This is a genomic window from Streptomyces sp. NPDC087906 (genome assembly GCF_055584925.1).
Genome location: NZ_JBVJLC010000005.1, coordinates 276,739 through 292,494, shown reverse-complemented (window position 1 = coordinate 292,494; position 15,756 = coordinate 276,739). Strand labels below are relative to the sequence as shown.

The window sequence follows — 15,756 nt, the reverse complement described above, 5'->3', positions numbered from 1 at the left end:
AGAACATGCCATACGGTCACTTCCTGGCCAAGGGAGCCGGGCAGGGCACCCCGTCCTTCTGGATCATTGCCATCGCCTTGGTCGTCATCGTCGGGGTGGCGTTCCTGGTGAGCAAGGCGCGCAAGAGGTAGCACCACCCGCGGGCCACGGAAGACGTGTGGCACTCGCCGCCCGGCCGGTGTGATCCCGGCCGGGCGGCCTGGCGCGTCGACGCTCCGATACAGCTACCGCTGCTGCGCACTCCACTGCGCGAAGCGGGTCGCGGCGATGTGCGCGCCGGGGCCGGGGAGGAGGTCGGACGGCTTGAGTTCCGCGCCCCAGTAGAGGCCGTGCGGGTCCGTCAGCACGGTACGGGGGTCGTTCTTGACGGCGAGGCCCTGCCGGATGAAGTCCGCCAGCTCGAAGACGTCGGGACCGGCCGCCTCCACCGTGCCGTTGACGGGTTCACCGACGGCCGCGCGGCTCACGGCGGCAGCCACGTCGCCCGAGTGGATGGGCTGGATCTGGATGGGCGCGACGGTGACCGTGTCGCCTTCGGTCGCCGAGTCGGCGAGGCTCTTCGCGAACTCGAAGAACTGCGTGGCGTGCACGATCGTGTACGGCAGGCCCGCGTCCTTGATCATGTCTTCCTGGAGCTGCTTGGCGCGGAAGTAGCCGCTCTGCTGCAGGCGGTCGGTACCGACGACGGAGAGGGCGACGTGGTGCCTCACCCCGGCGTCCGCCTCGGCCTTGAGTACGTTGGTGGTGGAGACGCGGAAGAACTCCATGACGGCGTCGTCGTCGAACGACGGGGAGTTCGACACGTCGACGACGACCGAGGCTCCGGCGAGAGCGCCGGCCAGCCCCTCACCGGTGAGTGTGTTGACCCCCGTGTTCGGCGAGGCGGGGACCGCCTCGTGACCGTTCTCGCCGAGCTGGGCGACCACCTTCGAGCCGATGAGGCCGGTTCCACCGATTACGACGATCTTCATCAGGGTTCCTTCCGGAGCGTTTCGCGGTGCGGCCCGCCGCCTTGCGGCGCGGGCTTCGTACGCACCGATCGCATGGGCGTTGCACAAGGAGAGACAGAACAGCCGTCTCATCTGTGACAGGCAACGCCCACGCTCACTCGGAACCGCGGATGATCTTCTCCGGTCAGGTGGTCTGCAGGCTGCTGCCCGGGGCGGGCACCGCGTGACGGCTGGAGCGGAGCGAAGCGCTCTGCCGGCCGAGCCATGCGTCGGCGGCGCTGAGGGCCTGCGGGATGTCCTTGGTGCCGGTCATGACGCAGAGGGTGTACGTGGCGTCCTCGACCGCGCGGGCGGTGGCGTCGGTGGGGTGGCGGTCGTCCGCGATGCGGGCGTCGGCGTAGCGAGCCAGGGCCACTCGGAGGTCCTGAGGGTGGGGTGTCAGCACGGCACTTTCCTCACGTTCAATGGTCACTTCGGGGCCGGCGCCCAGCGGCGGGACGGGTATTCGCCCGTCGATTGCTGCTGCTCGGTCGCGCGGCATCGCTTCGCTTCGCGCGTCATTGCGTGATGTGTTCCGGCATGTACCCGCATCGGCCCCGGATACGCGCGAGTGTGTCCGGCCTCACTCGTCGAGGTGACCTGTCCTGGCCGGTGGTCAGGCCCGCCCGTCGTCGACGCTTCCCGTGAACTCCAGGAGGGCGGCCGCGAGTGCGTCAGGAGCTTCCTGCGCGACGAGGTGGCCGACTCCGTCGAGTTGTACGGCGGTGACCTCGCCGGCGCTCACCTGACGGAAGGTCGACTCGGTGATGCCGCCATGGCCGGCGGCCTCAACGGTCAGTACCGGCGCGGTGATCGGGTGCGCGTCGGCCAGCGCCTTGGTCGCGCCCCGGTCGGTGAGGACGCCTCGGTACAGGCCCTCCGTGCCCCGCCAGGCGTTCGGGCGCGCGTAGCTCCGTACGAACTCGTCGACGTCGTCCTCGCCGATGGCGCCCGCCGTCCCGTTCATCAGCGGGAAGGCCCAGTCGGTCAGCAACTCCCGCTCATGGCCAGGAAGGAGCATTCCGGCGATGCCCGGGGCGCCGAGGAAGCCGACATGCCAGGAACCGTGGTTGTTCACGTCGGCGAGAGCCTCGAATCCGAAGCCGGCCAGGGTCGTCTCGACCCCGGTGAAGCTGATGACGTCCTCGGGGTGCGTCGCCGCGAAGCGGAAGCCGGTGCCGCCGCTGATGTCCTGGCAGAGGAGGTGGACGGGGCCCGCGCCGATGTATGCGACGAGACGGTGCAGGTCCTCGGCCGAGGCCGCCTCGCCGTACTCGGTGTCGGCGTTGCCGGAGTCGCCGAACCCGCGGAGGTCGACGGCGAAGACCCGATGGGTCGGCGCGAGCAGCGGGATCAGCTTGCGGAACGCCCACCAGGTCTCCGGCCAGCCGTGCACCAGCAGGATCGGAGAGCCGTCGGTGCCGGCGGAGACGTAGTGCAGGCGCGTTCCGTTGAGGTCGGCGAGGTGGTGCGTGACGCCGGGAAGGGTGGCGCCGGCGGGCGTGACGGTGGTCATGGGAAGCTCCTAAATAGGCAACCTGGTTGCTTACCAAGATAGGCAACCAGGTTGCTCTTGTCAAAGGTGGTCGTATGCTGGCCGCATGTCCAGATCAGGCGCTGATCTCGCGCTGCTCCTGCTCGCAGGCTTCCGAACGCTGGCGGATCGAGCGACCGCCGAGCTTGCCGAGCGCGGGTACGAGGACGTACGGCCGGTGCACGACTTCGCCCTCCACTCGATCCTGTCCGGCGCCGACAGCGCCACCGAACTCGCCCGCCGGATGTCGGTGACGAGACAGGCGGCGGCGAAGACGATCGCCGCGCTGGAGGAGCGCGACTTCGTGGCGCGCCAACCGGACCCGGCCGACCGCCGGCGGACGCGGCTGCGCGTCACCGAGCGCGGACTCGCGATGCTGCGGGAGGGCGAAGCGATCTTCGACGAGATGCGTGCGGAGTGGGAGAAGCAGGTGGGCCCGGCCGCACTCGCCGCGGTCGAGAAAACGCTCCGGTCACTCGTCGGGGACGCCGCGATCCGGCTCGACTCGCCGGGCTGGATCGCGCGCGACCCCGAGGTGTAGCAGCGGTTCTACGAGGAGAGGCGAAGCGAATGAAGCACATCGCACTGCGTGACCTGGACGTGGCCCGGATCGGCCTCGGCGCGATGGGTATGTCCCACGGCTACACCGGCGCCGGAAGCGACGACGCCGAGTCCGTCCGTACCATCCACCGTGCTCTCGAACTGGGCGTCACCTTCCTCGACACCGCCGAGGTCTACGGCCCTTACACCAACGAGGAGTTGGTCGGCCGCGCCCTGAAGGGCCGCCGGGCGGGCGTCGTGCTGGCGACCAAGTTCGGCCTGATCTCCCACACCGGCCGCGAGGGCGGCACGGACAGCAGTCCGGCCGGCATCCGCAAGGCGGTTGAGGGCTCCCTCACGCGGCTGGGCACCGACTACATCGACCTGTACTACCAGCACCGCGTCGACCCCGGCACACCGATCGAGGACACGGTCGGCGCCCTGGCCGACCTGGTCACCGAAGGCAAGATCCGGCACATCGGTCTGTCCGAGGCGGGCCCCGACACCATCCGCCGCGCGCACGCCGTCCACCCCGTCACCGCCGTGCAGTCCGAGTACTCGCTGTTCACCCGCGACCCCGAGGCCCGAGTCCTGCCGGTGCTGCGCGAGTTGAACATCGGCTTCGTACCCTTCTCGCCGCTGGGACGCGGCTTCCTGACCGGTACGGTCCGCTCCACCGACGCGTTCGACCCCACCGACTTCCGCGCCGGCAATCCCCGGTTCACCGAGGAGAACTTCCGGCACAACCTGCGACTGGCCGACCAAGTCGCCGCCGTGGCGGGGGAGATCGGCGCCACCCCGGCCCAAGTCGCCCTGGCCTGGCTGCTGGCCCAGGGCGAGGACATCGCACCCATCCCCGGCACCAAGCGGGTGGCCAGGGTGGAGGAGAACACCGCGGCCGACGAGGTCCACCTCAGCGAGGCGCAACTCGCCGCCCTCACCAGCCTCCCCCCGGCCGCCGGCGCCACCCACGACGAGGCCGGCCTGCGCATGATGGAGCGCTGACCGGACCCGTCGGGCGACGGACTGCGGGCGACGAACGACGGACTACGGGCGGAGATCGGTTTTCGCCTGGCCGGTCTCCGGGTCGAAGGGGAAGGAGACGTGCTGGTGGATCATCAGCCACTCGCCGCCTCTCCGCTGGAACACCCGCGTGCCCCGTGACCAGCTTTCGGCGCTCTCGCCGTCAGGCTGCTCCGCCCGCATACGGTTGAGGCCCCAGGCGACGGCGATGTCCTCCCGTACCAGGATCCTGAGGTCCGGGACGTCCCACTCGACGGTTCCGGCCGTCGCTTCGAGCCCGCGCTCGCACTCTTCTCGGATGCTGCGCAGATCGAGGTGTTGAAGCGGCTCGCTGTGCTCGTACGAGACGACGTCCTCGGCGATGTGGGACATCAGCCCGTCCAGGTCCTTGGCGGCGGTGCCGTCGAACCACTGCTGGTGGACCGCCTGCACCTCGTGCTCGGCGGCGGGGGCGGTTGCCGTCTCCCCGTCGCCGGTGTGGGGGAACGAGTGGTGCTCGTGAGCCACGATCCACCGGCCGTCTTCCTTGCGCAGCCCGAGAGTGAGCCGCAGCCGGTTCGCCGGCTGCTCGGCGAGGTCTTTCGGCGTCCCGCAGCGCAGCAGGGCGTGGGCGAAGGCCACCTCGTCCCCTGCGGTGATGTCCAGCGACTCGATCTCGAACACGGCGTCCTGCGCCTGCCACTCGAAGAAGGGCGGCCATGTCTCGCGGTAGGCGTCGATGCCGTGGACGCCCTCGTACGGCGGTGGGACGTCGAACATGACGATGTCGTCGGAGTGGTCCGCCAGGACACCGCTCATGTCGCTCTGGTGCACGGCAACGGCCCACCGCTCGATCAGGGCGCGGATCTGCTCTTCGTCCTCGGGCATGGTCACGTTCGCTGTCCTCTCCGGTCGGCGCCGCTGCGCGACGCGCCTGCGGGCGCGCGTTCGACCCGTCTGCTCATGCAGACTCCCGGCTGCCGCCAAACTCATCTGTCGTCGGGGAGGAAGGGAACTGCCCCGGGCCGGTCGGACTGACCTCGGGCCCGGCAAGCTGATCGGCCGGCAGGCAGATGATGCTGCCTCGTTCTTGCACAATTCTCTCGCCCATCGAGGCCAGGGGGCGCAATAGTGTTGCAATGGGAGTATGAACCTCGATGAGCACCGCACCCTGCTGGCCCGCCACGCGCGGCCCGACTGGACCACCGCCGTCGACGGTGTCCTCATCTCCAAGGTCGACCGCCCTGATCCGCCGGCGCCCTCGATGTCCGGTACGGTCCTGGCGGTCATCGTCCAGGGCGCCAAACGGCTCGCCCTGGGGGAGCGGGTGTTCGAGTACGGGCCTGGGCAGTATCTGGTGGCTTCCGTCGACCTGCCTGTCACGGGACAGTTCACCCAGGCCGACCCCGAGCAGCCCGCGCTGGGGTTCGGCCTCGTCCTGGAACCGTCCGCCATCGCCGAGCTGCTGCTCGGGACCGGGGCGGCGGAGACCCTCCGTACCTCCCGCCCCGTCGGCGGCGGCGCGCCCTCGGGGATCGCCGTCAGCGACGCCCCGGACGCGCTGCTCGACGCGGTGGTACGGATGCTGCGGCTGCTGGACGAGCCGCGCGACCGGGCCGTACTGGCTCCGCTGATCAAGCGCGAGATCCTGTGGCGCCTGATCACCGGCGAGCACGGTGCGGCGGTCCGCCAGCTCGGTCTCGCCGACAGCAGTCTCAGCCATGTCTCACGGGCCGTGCGCTGGATCCGAGAGCATTACGCGCAGCCCTTCCGGGTCGAGGACGTGGCGCGGCAGGCCGGTATGGGCGTCTCCGCCTTCTACCGCAATTTCCAGTCCGTGACGGCGATGAGCCCGATCCAGTTCCAGAAGCAGATCCGGTTGCAGGAGGCCCGGCTGCTGCTCGCCACCCACCCGGGCGACGTCACGGGGGTCGGCCAGCGGGTCGGGTACGACAACCCCTCCCAGTTCAGCCGGGAGTACCGCCGCCAGTTCGGCGCCCCGCCGAGCCAGGACGCCGCCCAGTTGCGTCGGGCCGTACGCACCCCCGCGGGCGTCCTGGCCTGAGCGGCGCGACCCGCTGAGCGGCGCGACCCGCTCCGGATGTCCTACCGGGTGACGACCGAGCCGTCGTAGACGTTGTCGGGGGTGGCGACCGCCGTGATCGCGCGGGCGAGGAGGGTGGACGGCTCCGCGCCCTGAGTGGTGATGTCCGTGTTGATCATGATCACCAGAGTGGCCTTCTGCGAGGGCAGATAGACGGTCACCGTCTCGTACCCCGGGATGGAGCCGTTGTGTCCGATCCAGCCGTTGGTCTCGAAGATGCCGAGGCCGTACGTGGTGCCGGGGAAGCCGGTCGGTAGTGTCGTGAGGCGCTGTGCCTGGGTCTGCGGGCTGAGCAGCTCTCCGGTGGCGACGACGTCCGCCCAGCGGCGCAGGTCGTGCAGGTTCGAGATCATCGCCCCCGCCGCCCAGGCCCAACTGGGGTTCCAGTCGGTGGCGTCGCCGACCGCTCCGCTCAGGGTCTGGTCGGTGTAGCCGTGCGGATGCGGTTCGGGGAACTCGGCGCCGCGCGGGAACAGCGTGTCGTGCAGGCCGGCGGGGCGCAGCACCCGGTGGTCGATGACGTCGGCGAGCGGATGCCCTGTGACCTTCTCGATCACGAGCCCGAGCAGCACCAGGTTGGTGTTGGAGTACTCGAACTGCGTACCCGGAGCTGCGGTGTTCGGGTGCCGGAAGCCGTACGCGAGCACCTCGTGCGGGGTGAAGTAGCGCTCCGGGTCGCTCAACAGGGCCTGGTTGAAGTCCGCGTCGGAGGTGTACGGGAACAAGCCGCTGCGCATCTCGGCGAGTTGGCGCAGCGTGATGTGGTGACCGTTCGGCACGCCGTGGACGTAGCGGGAGATCGGGTCGTCCAGCCGGATCCGGTGGTCGTCCACGAGCTGGAGGAGCGCGGTGACCGTGAAGGTCTTGGTCTCGCTGCCGATCCGTACGTACGGGCCGACGGTCATCGGCTCGCCGGTGGCGGTGTCGGCGACGCCGGTCGCGCGGACGTAGCTCCCCTTGCCCGGCATCCAGAGGCCGACCGCGACCCCGGGAATGTCCGCCTGCCGGCGGACGTCCTCGATCGCCTTGTCCAGCCGGGCGGTCAGTACGGGGCCGAGACCACCGGCAGGGCTCCGGCTCCCCGGGTGCCCCTCGGCGGTCGTGGTACGGGCGGCCGTGGCCTGGGCGGTCGTGGCTCGGGCGGTCGTGGCCTGGACGGTCGTGGCGGGAGCCGCCGTCATCGGAATCACAACGGATGCCACGAAAAGTGTGGCGGCGAGCAGTCGGCGGCGGGGCGTACGTCGCATGCCGTGGCACCTCTTCCAGTCAGGGCTCGGGCGGTCAGATCACCACCGGAACCCACTGCGAGGGACCCACCTCCGAACGTGTTCTCGCGAATCCACCCGTTCGGCGCCGCACGGGTGTTTGCCCGGCTGTGCCCACCCGCTGTGGCGCGCGCCGCGGGTCAATGGTCTGATCTCCCCATCGGCCGTGCGGAACGGCCCTGGATCGATGCCCGTCGCAGCAGGGTCTGCCGACGGGCATGTGGGGGGAACAGAGAATGTCCAAGCACCGTATGTCCAAGCGCAACCGCGTGCTGGCGTGGGGCGCCGCAGGCGTCGTGCTGGCAGCAGGCGGGGCGGTCACCGCCAACGCCGTCACCGGTACGGCGGCCCCGATGAAGCTGCCCACGCCCTCGCTCTACGCGGGCCGGGCGTTCGACACCTGCACCGCGCCCTCGCTCGCCGCGATGAAGGCGTGGAAGGCGTCGAAGTTCTACGGCGCCGCCGCCGTCTACATCGGCGGGAAGAACCGCGGCTGCGCCCAGCCGCAACTGACCGCTTCCTGGGTTAAATCGGTCTCCGCCTCCGGCTGGAAGCTCGTACCGCTGTACGTGGCGGCGCAGCCGCCGTGCCAGACCAGCCGCAACACCGACCGGATCGTCGCCTCCACGGCGGCGGCGCAGGGCACCCGCGACGGCAACGACGCCGTCGCCAAGGCGAGCGCGCTCAAGATGACGGCGGGCAGTGCGCTCTACCTCGACATGGAGCCGTACGACACCGCCAACGCCTCCTGCAACACCGCGGTCCTCACCTACGTCCGCGCCTGGACCCGCGCCGTGCACGCGAAGAAGTACTGGTCCGGCTACTACGGTTTCACGTCCTCCAGCGCGGCGGCCGTCGCGACCGCCAAGGACCGCACCGATCTCCCCGACGCCCTCTGGTACGCGCTGTGGGACAAGAAGAAGACCACGACCACCGACTGGCGCTGGAGCACGTCGCTGTACACCGGCCACCGCCGCGCCCACCAGTACATCGCCAACAGCAAGGAGATCCACGGCGGCGTCACCCTGACCGTCGACCGCAACGCGTGGGACGCACCGGTCGCCGTCATCGCCAAGTAGCCCGGTCAGGACAGGGCGAGGACGCAGAACTCGCGGCCCTCGGGGTCGGCCAGGCATGTCCACGGGACATCCCCCTGGCCGACGTCGAGGCCGCGGGCCCTGCGTGTCAGCAGGCTGAGCCGAGGCACTTCCGGCTGAACACCCGCTTGCCGTCGACCGTCCCGATCACACTCGTGGCCTCTATGCGATCGGACTTGCCGGTCGAGACGTCCTTCTTCTTGTCCGCCTTGACCACCAGACGTACCGGCTTCTTCGACGTGTCGCGCCCGGTGCACGTGATCGTGTAGGACCGCCCGTTCGAGGTGGCACACGTCAACTCCCCGTCTATGGGGTGGTTCTCCTCCTCGAACGAGGCTTCCCCCAGCTTCGAGACCAAGGTACGCAGCGACGCGTCAGCGACTTCCTTCGCGCTCGTGTCGCACGCCGAGAGCGCCAGCACGGCGGTGAGAGCCGCCCCGGCGGTGAGGGTGAGTGCGCGTTTCGACATGAGTGGCTCCTCTTGGTCGGCCGTGTGCGAGCACGGCGACGAGGCGGTGCGCCCCGCAGCACTCACCAAACACGTACTCGGGCTCCCGACGGCCCGGCCTCGGGGTTATTTCGTCCGCGGGTACCACCCGCGCCGCACCGACTCCCCGCCCTTCGGCCCGTGCCCGCTCCTCCGCACGGAGGAGGACGTGCGGTGCGGGTACATCGATCGGCCGACCGTGCGTCGCGCGGCGATTCAGGCGCCCGGGAGATAGGTCTCGATCAGCTCGACGACCGGTCCGTGCGCCAGAGCGTCCAGGTAGACGAAGCGGGTGACGTCCGCGACGGCAGCGTCGAAGACCACGCGCGGTTCCTCGCCCGCCTCGCGCAGCGCGTCGAGATACGCGTCGACGCTCTCGACGACGTAGGCGAGGTGGTGCACGCCCTCGCCGTTGGCCTCCAGGAACTCCGCGTACGGCGAGCGGCCGGACAGGGGCTGGATCAGCTCGATCTCGGACGCTCCGGTGTTGATGAAGCCGTAGCGGGCCGAACAGGAGACGTCTTCCCCATGGAGCCGGGCGCCGGTGAAGCTGAGATCGGTGACCCGCTCGGTCGTGGCGGCCCACCGCCGCTCGTAGTCGGCGACGGCGCGGTCGAAGTCCGGCACCACGATGCCGACGTGGAACAGCGGAGGAAGGGCGAGGGGCACAGTGATCTCCTGACGCGAACTCTGCTCGATGGACCCGGCAGTTCGATTGTTCACCGCCCGGCTCAGTCTCGGAGAGCGGTGTCGAGGTCGCGGACGAGCCGGCCCACACGACCGCCGCCGGCCGGGGCGGCGGGTAGTCGGGACAGGACCGCGGTGACCGCCGGCGGGGCGTGGTGGCGGGCCCAGTCGAGGGTCTCCGCGGCGGCGCGCCCGTCGCTCGCGGGGGCCAGCTCTGCCGCCCGCGCCGCGTTCGCCGCCGCACCGAGGATGTGCTTCACCTGATGGGCGCTCGCCTTGGGGTGAAGGTACGCGGCGGCGGCCGCATGGCTCGCCGCGCGCGCCGCCTCGGCCGCCGCAGGCGAGGCCGCCGCCTCTCCCGCCGCCTTGAACGCCGCCCACCCGCACCGCCGCAGAGCGGCCGTGCGCCGGCCGCCCTCGGCGAAGGCGCGCGCCGCGTCGATCGCTTCGCGAGGGCGCGGGTCTGCGGGCACGGCCTGCTCGTAGAGGGAGAGGACCCGGCCCGCGCAGGCGGCGGCGTAGCCGGTGATCTCGCGAAGTTCGTGCTGGCTCAGTTCGATCTCGTCCGGGGCGCTCGACACGGCCCCATCATCGCGCGGTTCGCCGGCCCGGTTCAGGCCGGGCCGGCGGTTCCGCGCCGGGACTCCTACTGCCGGTAGGTGTTGCGCGTGTAATTCAGGTCCAGCGGGGCGGTGTTGCCGAAGTACCGGGAGATCAGGTACGCGGGGTCGGTGGCGATGGCCCCGGCCTGCAGCTCGCTGCCGTCGGTGGTGTCGTCCCAGGCCCAGGGGGCGTGGGCGGCGTCGTCCTGGCCGTTGTCACCGGCGAAGGCGCCCCAACCGCGGTACGTCTCCGTGTTGTTGCGACGGGCCCACAGGCCGTCCGCGCCGAAGATGTCGACCAACCGGTACGAGGCGTTGCGGTCGTTGCCCCCGGTCGGCACGGTGCCCGCGCCCCGGCTCGGGTAGTACACGATGCCGTCGCCCCCGGGGAACGCGCCGCCGTTCCAGGCGTAGGCGCCGTGGCCGCGGTCCTCCTGGAAGCTCGTGGGGTGCTGGGCGCCGTCGTAGCTCTGCAGGATCAGGTTCCCGTCGATGTTCTCCCGGCCGTCGGTGTACGGGCTGCCGGCCGGGACGTACGAGTAGAAGTTGTCGTGCGCGAGGGAGACGACCGCCCGCAGGGTGCCGTACTCGCTGCCGTCCTTGTGCACGACCTCCACCTGACCCTCCATGTCGTTCTCGTGGGAGAAGAGGTTGAGCGGGTAGTCCTTCCAGTCCCGCGGGTGGAAGAAGGCGTACGTCAGGTACCAGTCGGTGCTGGTCTCCACGACCGAGTAGTAGACGGTGCCGGTGAGGTGCGCCGTGTTGGCGTCGAGGTCGTCCCAGTTGTTCAGGGTCTGCCAGTCGCCGTCGTAGTTCACCGGCGCGAGGTAGTCGGCGGTGTAGTACTTGGACGAGGTGTCCTGGTAATGGACCGGCGCCCAGCGGTAGGCGAGATCGGCGTCGCTGACCGCCGCGCGCGGGGCCGCGGCGCGGGGCTGCGCCTGGGCGGGCGAGCCCAGCAGTGCGGCGGCACACACCAGTGCGGTGGCGAGTGAGGCGAGTACGGTTCGCCGGATTGACATGGGCACCTCCGAGGGGGGATCGGTCAGGACGCTAGGCGACCGCCCCCCGGGGACGCGACTGTCGTCGCCGATGTTCACCAGGCCCTCAGCACCCCGTCACCGCCGGTCAGCCGCCCGTCGGTGCCTGTTGGCTTGACAGGGGCGGCTGACGGCGCTTCATTCCCCACCGGCACTGGCCGGACCGCGTCAGCCGTTCTTTGCGGCGGGTTCCATGCCGTGCTGGTCGACCACCGCGCGTCGCAGGATCGCCTGGCTGCCGAACAGGACGTCGGCCTTGCCGGGCTTGTGGTCCTTGGTCAGATACGAGCGTGAGCCGAGGAAGGCGAGACTGCGCTCGTCGAAGATCCACTCCTCACGCGTCGCCGTCCCGGTGTCCTGGAGGGTGATGCCGATGCCGTGGCGGCCCGCGGCGTCGACCGCGTCGGGGATCTCCGTCACGCCGGGGATCTTCGCGACGGCCCGGTAGAACGCGGCGGCGTTCTCCGGCGGCATGACCGTCTGGCTCAGCAGATCGCCGGTCCTGAGGAACACGGCCTGGTCCTCGGTCTCCCCTTCGGCGGGCCGCACTTGGGCCCGGAGCAGGGCGAGCAGCGCGTCGGGGTCGGTGGGCAGGGACGCCAGCCATGTGTACGTGGGGCGGTCGATGCCCGCCGGTACGGCGCCGGTGTCGTCCGAACCGTCGGGGGCCGACGCCTCGATCGGCACGTCCTCACCCGGCATGAACGCGCCCTTGCCGGACTCCCGGGTCCAGCCGATGTTGGTGACGGGGGTGGGGTCCTGCGACAGCCACATCTCCTGCTGGTACGGAGGGGTGAGCTTCACCGGGCCGTCGAGGACGCCCTCGTTCGACCGGACCAGGCTCCGGACATAGACGAACTGGCTGTCCTTCACGGCTTTCGTGTCGGTCGCCATGGACGCGGCGGCGATCCGGTCGAGCAGGACGGTGGCCCCGCGCCCGGTGTCCGAACCGGCGGCGGGTGCGGTGTCGTTGTGCGGCGCCAGTGTGACGACGAGCGTCGCCGCGAGTGCCACTGCCACGGCGGGCAGCGCCACCGCGGGGCGGGTCAGCCGGCGGCGCGGCCGTGCGGTGTGCTGTTCGTCGTCGATGCGCCGCAGCAGTACGTTCCTGTGGTGGAGGTGGCGCCCCGGCGGAAGGTCCTGCTCGGGCAGCGTGGGCAGCAGCCGGGTCAACACGGCGACGTCCGACTCCGGTTCGGCGGTCCGGGCATGGGAGTTGGTCGGGTCGGTGGGGCCGGTCGGGGTGGTCGGGCTCATCGGGTTTCCTCCCGTAGGGGCAGGGCCGCGAACACGGCCTCACTCGCTACCTCTCCGCGGTCGCGCCGCGGTTCCGTGTTCTGCGTGTTCTTCGCGGTCTCTTCGGTGAGCCGGCTGAGCTTGGCGCGGGCGCGTGACAGCCGCGACCTGACGGTGCCGACCGGAATGCCGAGCGCCTGCGCGGTCTGCGGGTAGTCCAGCCCCCCCCAGACGCACAACGCCAGCACCTCGCGCTCCTGGCGGCGCAACCGGCCCAGCGCGTTCTGCACCGCCGCGAGCGTACGGGCGTCGTCGATCCGGCCCGCTGTCTCCTCGGCGAAGTCCGCCACCGCGGGCGGCGGCGGGCGGTGGGCCAGGAAGGCGAGCCGCCTGCGCCGGCTCCGGTTGGCGTTGTGCACCTTGTGCGTCGCGATGCCGAGCAGCCACGGTCTCAGCGACCCGCCGTCCGGCTCCAGCCGCTCCCGGGTACGCCAGGCGGCCAGGAACGTCTCGGACATGACCTCCTCGGCCACCGACCAGTCGCCGGTCAGCCGCAGGGCGTGGTTGTAGACCGTCCGCGCGTGCTCCTCGTACAGCTCGGCGAACGCGGAGCGGTCGCCCGCGCGGATGCGCGCCCGCATCGGATCCTCTTGTTCTGTATGCCTCACACCACTTACTCTCCGCACGGCCCCGGCAGTTCCTGTGCGCTCGGTCACACCACGGCCCCTCGGGTCACACCACGCGCCCTCTGGCCACACCGCACTGCCGTCGGCGACGGTTCAGTGGTGCGCGCGGGCCTCGCCCTGGGCGACTTCCACGCTGGTGTGCAGACTGATCGCCCCGGCTGCCGCCGCACCGGACGAGACACCGGCGCATACGAGCAGGACCAGGGCGATCGCGGGCGCCAGCCGGCCATGTGCCGTCGGCCGGTGCAGCAGGGCGGCGACGCGCCGGGGGACAGGTCCGGTCGCAGCGGCGGCGGTGAAGGCCGGCCGGTCGGGCGGCGCGCCGGGCGGCGTGGCGCGCGAGGCGAGTGCCGCCCGGCCGATCGCCCGCGCCGTCAGCCGCCGGTCGCCGGTGGCCAGCGCGGCGGCCTCGTCGGCGGTCCGCTCGGCGGCGAGCGCGATGGCGCCCCGTACCCTCCGCAGAGCCGGGTGGCACTGCGCCGCGAGTTCCGCCGCGCCGAGGAAGTAGTGGTGGCGGCCCGCCAGATGGGCCCGCTCATGGGCGAACAGCGCCTCCCGCTCGGCAGGGGCGAGGACGCGCAGCATGCCGCTGGTGACCACGATCCTGCCCGGCCTGCCCGGCAGGGCGTACGCGTCGGCCCTGTCGTCGTCGACGACGCTCAGATCACCGGCGGCGGGGCCGCGCGTCGCGGCCTGCGAGCGGGCGGTACGCAGCAGCCGCCACTGGCGCAGTACGGAGCGTACGACCGTACCCGCGCAGCACATGAGGGCCCCGAAGGCGAAGGCGCCGAGGCCGAGCAGCGCCGTGGGGCCGAGGACGGCGCTGGACGCCACGTGCAGCGGGCGGACCAGCTCGCCCAACCGGGCGAGGACGGGGACACGCAGCGCGCCGGGCAGCAGCAGCGCGCCGAGCGAGGCCAGGCAGCTCGTGGCGAGCACCACGCTCGTCAGGGTCAGGGTCCACAGCGCGGCGACCGGTGGGAGCCGGTCGACGACGCGGTACGCGAAGACCGGCGCGGCGAACGGCACGAGCAGCGGGACGAGGAGCAGGGCGATCACTGGTCGCCCGCCTCCAGCAGCGCCCTGAGCACCTGCTCGTCGTCGGCGCTGAGCTGCGAGACGAAACGGGCGAGCACCACGTCACGCGCGGTGTCCTTGTCGAGTTCGCGGTGCATGCGCCGCGCGGTGAGACCGGGCGCGTCCTGCGCTGCGGAGTAGGCGTAACCCCGGCCCGCGCGCTCGCGCAGGACCGTGCCCTTCTCGTGGAGCCGGGACAGGATCGTGGCGACCGTGGTCCTGGCCAGGGCCATGGGCACGGCCCGCTGCACCTGCCGGGCGGTCAGTGGCCCTTCGGCGGCCCACAGCACGGCCAGCACGCTCGCTTCCAGTTCGCCCGCCGGTCGGCGTTCGCCGCTCGCATCGGCCACGGGAGACCGTCCCCTCTCGGTAACGTCTGCAGTTCGGTCCTCCCATTATGAGAGGCACACCCCGCCCGACCGGCCCTGAAGGTGATTGCCACTCCGGCACCGGCCGGGCAGGATGCCCGGATGCGCTTCTCGATCAACATTCCGAACTTCGGGGACTTCGCCGACGTCAGGACCGTGGCGAAGCTGGCCGCGGCGGCGGAGCAGGCGGGCTGGGACGGGCTGTTCGTCTGGGACCACGTGGTGCACGACAAGCGGCTGCGCCGGGGCGTGCCCTTCGCCGACCCGTGGATGCTGCTGACGGCCGCCGCGCTGTCGACGTCGCGGATCAAGCTGGGGACTCTGGTCACCCCGGTCGCCCGGCGGCGCCCGCAGCAGCTCGCCCGGCAGGTCGCCACCCTCGACGCGCTCAGCGGCGGCCGGGTGATCTTCGGCGCCGGGCTCGGCGGGCCGATCGACGACGAGTACGGGAGCTTCGGCGAGCCGACCGATCCGGTGGTCCTCGCTGAGCTTCTGGACGAGGGCCTCGACCTGCTGGACCACTACTGGTCGGGCGAGCAGGTCACCCATCAGGGCAGACACCACCAGGTGCGGGACGTGACGCTGCTGCCCGCCACGGTGCAGCGGCCCCGGCCGCCGGTGTGGATCGGCGGATTCTGGCCGAGCCGCCCGCCGATGCGGCGCGCCGCGCGCTGGGACGGCGCCGTACCGCTGTTCGCCACGGCACGGCACGGCGAGGCGCCGCCGATCGACCAGGTGCGGGACCTGGTCGCGTACGTACGGGAGCACCGCGCCGCCCCGCAGGACGCCCCCTTCGACATCGTCCTCGGCGGTGCGAGCCCCACCGGGACCGGCGAGGCGCAGGATCTGCTCGGGCCGCTGATCGAGGCGGGCGCCACCTGGTGGGACGAACGGCAGCTCCAGGGCGGCGCGGGACTCGACAAGCTCGGCCCGGTACTGCGCCGCGTCGAACAGGGCCCGCCGGCCTGACGGCGGTCGGCCCCTGCGTGATGTCCGGTGCAACTCCCTTCAGGCGCGAACCCATTGACGAAAGGTCTGGACC

At 71.3% G+C, this 15,756-nt stretch carries 19 protein-coding genes and 2 pseudogenes; 6 read left to right on the top strand and 15 right to left on the bottom strand.

The features are described 5' to 3' along the window. The first annotated feature begins 5 nt into the window (after positions 1 to 5). Positions 6 to 131: a hypothetical protein gene (locus ACZ63I_RS17505; RefSeq protein ID WP_469339540.1), complete on the top strand. Its 126-nt coding sequence runs from the start codon at positions 6 to 8 to the stop codon at positions 129 to 131. Between the two features lie 93 nt (positions 132 to 224). Here the strand turns inward: ACZ63I_RS17505 and ACZ63I_RS17500 are convergent, their stop codons facing one another. The 3 genes from ACZ63I_RS17500 to ACZ63I_RS17490 form a co-directional block, all read right to left on the bottom strand. Further along, the gene (locus ACZ63I_RS17500) at positions 225 to 971 is read right to left on the bottom strand and encodes an SDR family oxidoreductase (RefSeq protein ID WP_469339538.1); all 747 of its coding nucleotides are present in this window, start codon (positions 969 to 971) and stop codon (positions 225 to 227) included. A gap of 163 nt (positions 972 to 1,134) precedes the next feature. Next, on the bottom strand, positions 1,135 to 1,395 hold the full coding sequence (locus ACZ63I_RS17495) for a DUF5133 domain-containing protein (protein WP_469339536.1): 261 nt from the start codon (positions 1,393 to 1,395) through the stop codon (positions 1,135 to 1,137). A 210-nt stretch (positions 1,396 to 1,605) separates the two neighbouring features. Beyond that, positions 1,606 to 2,505, bottom strand: coding sequence for an alpha/beta fold hydrolase (locus ACZ63I_RS17490; protein WP_469339535.1), 900 nt, complete (start codon positions 2,503 to 2,505; stop codon positions 1,606 to 1,608). A gap of 85 nt (positions 2,506 to 2,590) precedes the next feature. Between ACZ63I_RS17490 and ACZ63I_RS17485 the strand changes: the two genes are divergently transcribed. Together ACZ63I_RS17485 and ACZ63I_RS17480 are read left to right on the top strand one after the other, a co-directional pair. Then, entirely contained in the window at positions 2,591 to 3,064 is a 474-nt protein-coding gene (locus ACZ63I_RS17485; protein ID WP_469339533.1) for a MarR family winged helix-turn-helix transcriptional regulator, read from the top strand. Between the two features lie 29 nt (positions 3,065 to 3,093). After that, positions 3,094 to 4,068: an aldo/keto reductase gene (locus ACZ63I_RS17480; protein ID WP_469339531.1), complete on the top strand. Its 975-nt coding sequence runs from the start codon at positions 3,094 to 3,096 to the stop codon at positions 4,066 to 4,068. Positions 4,069 to 4,110: 42 nt separating this feature from the next. Here ACZ63I_RS17480 and ACZ63I_RS17475 read toward each other — a convergent pair whose 3' ends face one another. Continuing rightward, complete coding sequence (locus tag ACZ63I_RS17475; protein WP_469339947.1) at positions 4,111 to 4,518, bottom strand: YybH family protein; 408 nt, start codon at positions 4,516 to 4,518, stop codon at positions 4,111 to 4,113. 45 nt (positions 4,519 to 4,563) lie between these two features. Beyond that, positions 4,564 to 4,953 (bottom strand): annotated as a pseudogene (locus tag ACZ63I_RS17470) (YybH family protein); the annotation flags it as partial. A 259-nt stretch (positions 4,954 to 5,212) separates the two neighbouring features. On the opposite strand from ACZ63I_RS17470, the gene ACZ63I_RS17465 reads away from it, so the two are divergent. Further along, on the top strand, positions 5,213 to 6,130 hold the full coding sequence (locus tag ACZ63I_RS17465; protein WP_469339529.1) for an AraC family transcriptional regulator: 918 nt from the start codon (positions 5,213 to 5,215) through the stop codon (positions 6,128 to 6,130). 41 nt (positions 6,131 to 6,171) lie between these two features. Here the strand turns inward: ACZ63I_RS17465 and ACZ63I_RS17460 are convergent, their stop codons facing one another. Further along, complete coding sequence (locus tag ACZ63I_RS17460) at positions 6,172 to 7,416, bottom strand: serine hydrolase domain-containing protein (RefSeq protein WP_469339528.1); 1,245 nt, start codon at positions 7,414 to 7,416, stop codon at positions 6,172 to 6,174. Between the two features lie 254 nt (positions 7,417 to 7,670). Here ACZ63I_RS17460 and ACZ63I_RS17455 point away from each other — a divergent pair, with 254 nt between their 5' ends. Then, the gene (locus ACZ63I_RS17455; RefSeq protein WP_469339527.1) at positions 7,671 to 8,513 is read left to right on the top strand and encodes a glycoside hydrolase domain-containing protein; all 843 of its coding nucleotides are present in this window, start codon (positions 7,671 to 7,673) and stop codon (positions 8,511 to 8,513) included. Positions 8,514 to 8,518: 5 nt separating this feature from the next. On the opposite strand, the pseudogene ACZ63I_RS17450 reads toward ACZ63I_RS17455, so the two are convergent. From ACZ63I_RS17450 to ACZ63I_RS17410, 9 genes and pseudogenes are all read right to left on the bottom strand, one after another. Next, positions 8,519 to 8,644 (bottom strand): annotated as a pseudogene (locus tag ACZ63I_RS17450) (VOC family protein); the annotation flags it as partial. Continuing rightward, complete coding sequence (locus ACZ63I_RS17445) at positions 8,620 to 9,000, bottom strand: hypothetical protein (RefSeq protein WP_469339994.1); 381 nt, start codon at positions 8,998 to 9,000, stop codon at positions 8,620 to 8,622. The gene ACZ63I_RS17445 and the pseudogene ACZ63I_RS17450, both read right to left, overlap by 25 nt. A gap of 234 nt (positions 9,001 to 9,234) precedes the next feature. Beyond that, positions 9,235 to 9,741, bottom strand: a complete 507-nt coding sequence (locus ACZ63I_RS17440; RefSeq protein ID WP_469339525.1) for a VOC family protein — start codon at positions 9,739 to 9,741, stop codon at positions 9,235 to 9,237. Positions 9,742 to 9,749: 8 nt separating this feature from the next. Next, positions 9,750 to 10,286 carry a putative immunity protein gene (locus tag ACZ63I_RS17435; RefSeq protein ID WP_469339523.1) on the bottom strand — a complete coding sequence of 179 codons (537 nt, stop codon included), beginning with the start codon at positions 10,284 to 10,286 and terminating at the stop codon, positions 9,750 to 9,752. Positions 10,287 to 10,351: 65 nt separating this feature from the next. Next, the gene (locus ACZ63I_RS17430; protein WP_469339521.1) at positions 10,352 to 11,329 is read right to left on the bottom strand and encodes a hypothetical protein; all 978 of its coding nucleotides are present in this window, start codon (positions 11,327 to 11,329) and stop codon (positions 10,352 to 10,354) included. Positions 11,330 to 11,515: 186 nt separating this feature from the next. Then, positions 11,516 to 12,604, bottom strand: a complete 1,089-nt coding sequence (locus ACZ63I_RS17425; protein ID WP_469339519.1) for a CU044_5270 family protein — start codon at positions 12,602 to 12,604, stop codon at positions 11,516 to 11,518. Next, positions 12,601 to 13,224, bottom strand: a complete 624-nt coding sequence (locus tag ACZ63I_RS17420) for an RNA polymerase sigma factor (protein ID WP_469339518.1) — start codon at positions 13,222 to 13,224, stop codon at positions 12,601 to 12,603. Before ACZ63I_RS17420 ends, ACZ63I_RS17425 begins: the two co-directional genes overlap by 4 nt. Positions 13,225 to 13,362: 138 nt before the next feature. Then, complete coding sequence (locus ACZ63I_RS17415) at positions 13,363 to 14,328, bottom strand: M56 family metallopeptidase (protein ID WP_469339516.1); 966 nt, start codon at positions 14,326 to 14,328, stop codon at positions 13,363 to 13,365. Next, the gene (locus ACZ63I_RS17410) at positions 14,325 to 14,696 is read right to left on the bottom strand and encodes a BlaI/MecI/CopY family transcriptional regulator (RefSeq protein ID WP_469339514.1); all 372 of its coding nucleotides are present in this window, start codon (positions 14,694 to 14,696) and stop codon (positions 14,325 to 14,327) included. Before ACZ63I_RS17410 ends, ACZ63I_RS17415 begins: the two co-directional genes overlap by 4 nt. Before the next feature lie 120 nt (positions 14,697 to 14,816). On the opposite strand from ACZ63I_RS17410, the gene ACZ63I_RS17405 reads away from it, so the two are divergent. After that, a complete protein-coding gene (locus tag ACZ63I_RS17405) occupies positions 14,817 to 15,683 on the top strand; it encodes an LLM class flavin-dependent oxidoreductase (protein WP_469339513.1) in 867 nt (288 codons plus the stop codon). The last annotated feature ends 73 nt before the right edge of the window (positions 15,684 to 15,756 follow it).

What these genes read in the sequence shown, in the direction of transcription:
- ACZ63I_RS17505 (WP_469339540.1), top strand. Translation starts at nt 6, where the DNA reads ATGCCATACGGTCACTTCCTGGCCAAGGGAGCCGGGCAGGGCACCCCG.
- ACZ63I_RS17500 (WP_469339538.1), bottom strand. Translation starts at nt 971, where the DNA reads ATGAAGATCGTCGTAATCGGTGGAACCGGCCTCATCGGCTCGAAGGTG.
- ACZ63I_RS17490 (WP_469339535.1), bottom strand. Translation starts at nt 2,505, where the DNA reads ATGACCACCGTCACGCCCGCCGGCGCCACCCTTCCCGGCGTCACGCAC.
- ACZ63I_RS17485 (WP_469339533.1), top strand. Translation starts at nt 2,591, where the DNA reads ATGTCCAGATCAGGCGCTGATCTCGCGCTGCTCCTGCTCGCAGGCTTC.
- ACZ63I_RS17480 (WP_469339531.1), top strand. Translation starts at nt 3,094, where the DNA reads ATGAAGCACATCGCACTGCGTGACCTGGACGTGGCCCGGATCGGCCTC.
- ACZ63I_RS17465 (WP_469339529.1), top strand. Translation starts at nt 5,213, where the DNA reads ATGAACCTCGATGAGCACCGCACCCTGCTGGCCCGCCACGCGCGGCCC.
- ACZ63I_RS17460 (WP_469339528.1), bottom strand. Translation starts at nt 7,416, where the DNA reads ATGCGACGTACGCCCCGCCGCCGACTGCTCGCCGCCACACTTTTCGTG.
- ACZ63I_RS17455 (WP_469339527.1), top strand. Translation starts at nt 7,671, where the DNA reads ATGTCCAAGCACCGTATGTCCAAGCGCAACCGCGTGCTGGCGTGGGGC.
- ACZ63I_RS17445 (WP_469339994.1), bottom strand. Translation starts at nt 9,000, where the DNA reads ATGTCGAAACGCGCACTCACCCTCACCGCCGGGGCGGCTCTCACCGCC.
- ACZ63I_RS17430 (WP_469339521.1), bottom strand. Translation starts at nt 11,329, where the DNA reads ATGTCAATCCGGCGAACCGTACTCGCCTCACTCGCCACCGCACTGGTG.
- ACZ63I_RS17425 (WP_469339519.1), bottom strand. Translation starts at nt 12,604, where the DNA reads ATGAGCCCGACCACCCCGACCGGCCCCACCGACCCGACCAACTCCCAT.
- ACZ63I_RS17420 (WP_469339518.1), bottom strand. Translation starts at nt 13,224, where the DNA reads ATGCGGGCGCGCATCCGCGCGGGCGACCGCTCCGCGTTCGCCGAGCTG.
- ACZ63I_RS17405 (WP_469339513.1), top strand. Translation starts at nt 14,817, where the DNA reads ATGCGCTTCTCGATCAACATTCCGAACTTCGGGGACTTCGCCGACGTC.